The organism is Clostridium tarantellae (genome assembly GCF_009295725.1).
Classification (GTDB): domain Bacteria; phylum Bacillota; class Clostridia; order Clostridiales; family Clostridiaceae; genus Sarcina; species Sarcina tarantellae.
Window position 1 is genome coordinate 1 of sequence record NZ_WHJC01000240.1, and the last position, 5,213, is coordinate 5,213.

Annotated in this window: 5 protein-coding genes; 3 read left to right on the top strand and 2 right to left on the bottom strand. The window is 23.5% G+C overall.

The window, feature by feature from the left end:
- Positions 1 to 842, bottom strand: an 842-nt coding sequence (locus GBZ86_RS12365) for a replication initiation protein (RefSeq protein WP_152891106.1), incomplete at its 3' end; no start/stop codon positions are given.
- Positions 843 to 1,444: 602 nt separating this feature from the next.
- On the opposite strand from GBZ86_RS12365, the gene GBZ86_RS12370 reads away from it, so the two are divergent.
- The 3 genes from GBZ86_RS12370 to mobV all read left to right on the top strand — a co-directional run bounded on the left by GBZ86_RS12370 (position 1,445) and on the right by mobV (position 4,559).
- Positions 1,445 to 2,347, top strand: coding sequence for a DUF6731 family protein (locus GBZ86_RS12370; protein WP_152891108.1), 903 nt, complete (start codon positions 1,445 to 1,447; stop codon positions 2,345 to 2,347).
- Between the two features lie 27 nt (positions 2,348 to 2,374).
- The gene (locus tag GBZ86_RS12375; protein WP_152891110.1) at positions 2,375 to 2,926 is read left to right on the top strand and encodes a hypothetical protein; all 552 of its coding nucleotides are present in this window, start codon (positions 2,375 to 2,377) and stop codon (positions 2,924 to 2,926) included.
- A 466-nt stretch (positions 2,927 to 3,392) separates the two neighbouring features.
- On the top strand, positions 3,393 to 4,559 hold the full coding sequence (gene mobV / locus GBZ86_RS12380) for a MobV family relaxase (RefSeq protein WP_152891111.1): 1,167 nt from the start codon (positions 3,393 to 3,395) through the stop codon (positions 4,557 to 4,559).
- 313 nt (positions 4,560 to 4,872) lie between these two features.
- Here the strand turns inward: mobV and GBZ86_RS17265 are convergent.
- A partial coding sequence (locus tag GBZ86_RS17265; protein ID WP_170272242.1) for a hypothetical protein occupies positions 4,873 to 5,213 on the bottom strand: 341 nt, incomplete at its 5' end.

The window sequence follows — 5,213 nt, forward strand, 5'->3', positions numbered from 1 at the left end:
CCTTTTGCATCAACTTCTATGTTGTCAAACCAAAATATTTGTTCATCTTTTACCGTCTTAGTTTCAATGGTTTGAACAAATCTTGGTTCTAGGTCTGTAACTTCAAATGTTACAGCATACACGCTTCTACCTTTTTTACGTTCTTTTATATCTGCATCAATTATCATTGAACCTGTCTTGTTAATTTCACCAATAGCTTGAAGTATGCAACGTTTCTTGAAGTCTTTATATGCTTTATATTTAGAGCCAACTTTAAAATTCTCCCTTAATTGTTCTACAGTAAATTCGATTTCTCTTCTTGTGCCTGTCCAACCTCGTAGTAATATATATAAATTTTGTGCATATTGTCCTTGCAAATTAAATAATGTAGCTAAATTTACTGGAGTGTACCCAACTTCCAGATTATAAAATAAGTATTTATATAGTTTTGCATCTAATTGAACTGTATAACTATTATTGTCATAGTCTACTCTACCAATTAATTGCACCATACTATTTGTTTCTCCTGTTGTGAATTTAAAGATTGCTGTTTGTAGTGCATTAAATCTTTCTTTTATTTCCTGATCAGTTCTATAATTATTATTTTTAAATATATTATCAATCTCATCTTTTGATAATGTACAACTTAATGTACTCATTGTATCTATTTTTTTTAATATATCTTCTTGTTCTGGTGTTAGAATATCTGTTTTCTTAATTTTTATTATAAGCTCTCTATTATCTCTTTGTATATTTTTTAATATGTTATAATAAAGTCTATTTATTTGGACATCTATTTCAATCTTCCCACGAGCAATGTTATTAGGAGTATTTACTAGAGCCAATCCTTTTTTATCATCCATTTTATCCTATACCTCTTTCATTAAATACCTTTATGAATATTATATCACCCATTAAATAGGACATCAATGAGGGTTTTGTCCTATTTAATAAGACAAAAAATCTTAATCTGTCCCATTTCACTCTTAATCTGTCCCCATTTCACTCTTAATCTGTCCCATTTCACTCTTAATCTGTCCCATTTCACTCTTAATCTGTCTCCTTTACATAATGTAAAGCTAGTAAAATCAAGGGTTTAAGCGTAGTCTAAATACTATATAAATACTATATAAATACTATTACCTAAATACTAGAGGAAAGGTAACCTTGCATCTAGTTATTTTTTTAGTATAAATCTGTCTTAATAGCCATACCTTATTGAAATACTACGTTAAATACCTAATAATTAGCATTTGAAGTGTCTCATAAAACTTGTATCAGAATAAAGTTTTATTTTAGATAAAATTTAAAAATAATTATAAATTTAATATATAATTTTATGTTTCATTTTTTTACAAAGTTTGCCATATGAAAGATTTTAATATACAATAAAAAAAACTATAATTTAATGGGTTAATATATCTTAAATTTATATTTTTTGAGGTATAAAGAATTAGGAGGAAAAATGGCAAATAAAAAAATTAAACTTTACTATTTTTATGGAATTATAAGAGATGAAAATAATAATAAAAAATTAGCTAAGTTATCAACTCTATTAAAGTATTTAGATTCTATTTCATCAGCAGAAAGAGTTCAAGAATATGGTGAAGGAAATATGCAGTTAAAAAAGATGAATTATGATAAAGAAAAGCAACGTTGGGAATTATGTTTTTTAAGAAATATAATTGATGCACCATTTATAACTAAATTAGATGATAATACAGAAGTTGCTGAAGCATTAGATGAAGATGAATTTATTGGACAAGAATGTTGCATGATTTTTGATGAAAAAACTCAAGTAATTATATTGCAAAATAATAGAGTTAGTATTTCTTTTAGTGCAATATCAAAGTTTTTATCAGAATATACTGAAGAAAAAATAGACTTATTTCCAATTGTATATGAGGATAAATATTGTACTATTTCTGATGATGAAGGAATAGAATATAAAAGTATAGTAATAGGATATACTGATATTAGTAATCTTATTCAATTAAGTGAAGGAGAAAATGAAGAAAGTATAAAAGCAATTTTAAAATATGGAAACAGTTTGTCTGCATTAAGTGGTAAAATTGAATTTGGAGTTGGAAGAACTAAAGGTTATCTTGTAAAAGAAAAATTAAAAAAAGTAGTTAATTTTTTTAAGAAAAATAAAAATGCTACAACTTCTTTAAAAGTAAAAATGTTTGATAATGATAATATTAGGATTTTAGATTTAATTAGTAATAAATTAAATGATAGTATTGAAATTTCTGTAACTAAAAATGATCCAAAAGCATTTGATAAAATATTATATAATATGCATTCAAGATTTGATGTTACTTTAGTTGAAACTTTTAGTAAATGCAAAAAATTTACTGATAGTTAAAGGTTTTTATAAATGGAGGTGGAGCAATTGAAAAAAATAAACTGTGATAAGTTTAAAAAAGATATTATATTTTTTATTAAAAAATTTTTAATTTATAATATTTTTTTAATAATTATTTTCTTATTATTTAAAAACTTTTTTAATATTAAAGAAATATTAAAATATATATCTTTTGATACTAATACAATAAAATTTCAAGATCTGCTTTCAATAACTATAACTATTTTATCAATTCTTGTTGGAGCAATAATAACTGTAGCAACAATACTAATATCCATGTGTGATAAAAGGATATTACGCTTAATTCAAAGATATAATCAATCAACATGTTTAATAAAAACAATAAAAATAGCTATAATTTCAGGTTTCGTTTCTATTTTATTATTAGCTATTATATATTCAAATTGTGATTTTAAGATAATTTCATTAAGATTAAATATCTTATATTTATCGGGTTTATCATTATTTATTTTTTTTGGTAGAAGTAAAATATTGATTAAAATAGTTTTAAATATATTAAATGAATGTTTTAAAGAAAATTCTTCAATAACTCAAGAAATAACTTTGAAAAAAAAATAGATGGATAGAACTCTATCCATCTATTTTTTTTTCAAAGTTATTTCATTTTCTTTAACGCTAAGCATAACATTTATTGTAAATTTCCAATATTTTTGATTATTTCCCTAACTACTTCAAGCTAAATCTTTATTTACTACATAAACATTAGCAGTTTCACTTTTAAGAATTGCTACAAAACCATATTCTTTTAATACCTTTATACTTCTTGCAATAGTTATTTGACCAACTGAAACTATAATTGAATGTAATGAAATTACAGTGTAAGGCGGTAGCTACTGGGTGAATGACAAAGTCAGAGGGGCAAGCCCCTTAAAGCTCAATGCAATTGCACACCTTTATGCAATAAAGTATAGTGTGTTATACTTAAAATGGAAGTATTACCATTTTAATCATTTGGTAGTTCTTAGTAATTTTGAGTATTACTTTAGTAATTCTAAGTAGTACAAATAACAAATAAGGAGATTATATGAGTTATTGTGTTTGTAGATTTCAAAAATATACTAGGGGTAATGTCTTTGGACTTCAAAAGCATAATCAAAGAGAAAATAAAAATTATGCTAATAAAGATATAACTTTACATAGAACAAAAGAGAATTTTGATATATCTAATTTTGAAAAAATTAATTATTTAAAAACAATTGATAATATCATTGAAGAAAATAGAAAATCAAATAGAGCTGTTAGAAAAGATGCTATTGTTTATGTTGAAAGTATTATAACTTCTGATAGAGAATTTTTTAAGTCTTTATCAAAAAGTGAAATTATTAATTTTTTTTCGGAAAGTTGTAATTTTTTATGTGATAAAGTTGGTATTCATAATGTTATTGCTTCTAATGTTCATTTTGATGAAACAACTCCACATATGCATTTTTCTTTTGTTCCTATAACTTCAGATGGTAGTTTATCAGCTAAAAAATTAATTAATAGGCAATTTTTAAGAATGATACAAGATGAACTACCAAAACATTTAAAAAGTTTAGGTTTTAATATAGAGCGTGGGGTTAAAGGTTCTAAAGAAAAATATTTAAAAGTTGAAGATTTTAAAAAAGAAACTATAAAAAAATTAGAAAAAGAAATAGATAGTCTTAAAAGCGATTTAAATGCTCATAGAATTGCAAATAATGATTTAGAGGGTATTGTTTCTATTAAGACAGAAAAAACGTTTCTAGGAGGTAAAATAAAGCTTTTAAACGATGATTATTCTAAAATAATAGACAAGTACGAAAAAATTTTAAATAATAACCTGGAATTAAAAAAAGAAAATAAATCTTTAGACAAAAAAATTAAATCTTTAGAAGAACAATTGGAAAATAACAATGAAATTATCAAATCTTATGATTATTTGCAGTGGAATTTTGATGAAAAGAAAAAAAAATTAGAATATGAAATTAGAAAAGAAATTCAAGAAGAAATTAAAATTTTAGAAAAGAATACAAATCATTTTAGACATAAATATCTTTCATTGATTGTAGAACACGAAAAATTAATAAAAAAAAGTAATTCTTTAGAATCTAATTTAAATAAATTTAATAAGATCCTTTCTAGTTGTAGTGATAAAACTCAATTAGAGTTTAAAAATAAACTTCAACAAAATGAAAATCAAAAAAACAAAAAATATGGTTTTAGTATGTAAATAAATTATAAAAGGTACTCTTGAAAAATAGTACCTTTTATAATTTATTTATTGTTCATATATAAGAAATTAACAAAATTAATCAAAGAAAATATAAATAACTATAGTTTATTAATTTTAATAAACTATAGTTATTTGTTATTTGTATTAAAAGTGTTTGAAGTTAAGTTTACATATGTTTTTTTATATAAATATAAAGAGATTTTTAACAAGTAATTCTAAACATTATTCAGTGTTAATTAAGGTTTACCTTTTTTGTATAATTTAAAATTTATATTAGTTAATAGATTTATTACTTCTTTTAGTCTGATGGCTATGGGTGTCCCACCTGAAACATGCCTAATTTATTTGTTTCAAACTCTCCACGAGCTATAGTTAAATAAAACTCTAAATTCTTATATGTTATTTTAATTTCATCATTTTTATCTTTAGATACCATTTTTTGAAAAGCTTTCTTTAGTAAGTTTTTGCTTATTGGTGAGTATGGTTTTAGCTCTCCAAATTCTGCATCTAGTGCAGCTATAATACCTTTTGCATCAACTTCTATGTTGTCAAACCAAAATATTTGTTCATCTTTTACCGTCTTAGTTTCAATGGTTTGAACAAATCTTGGTTCTAGGTCTGTAACTTCAAATGTTACAGCATACACGCTTC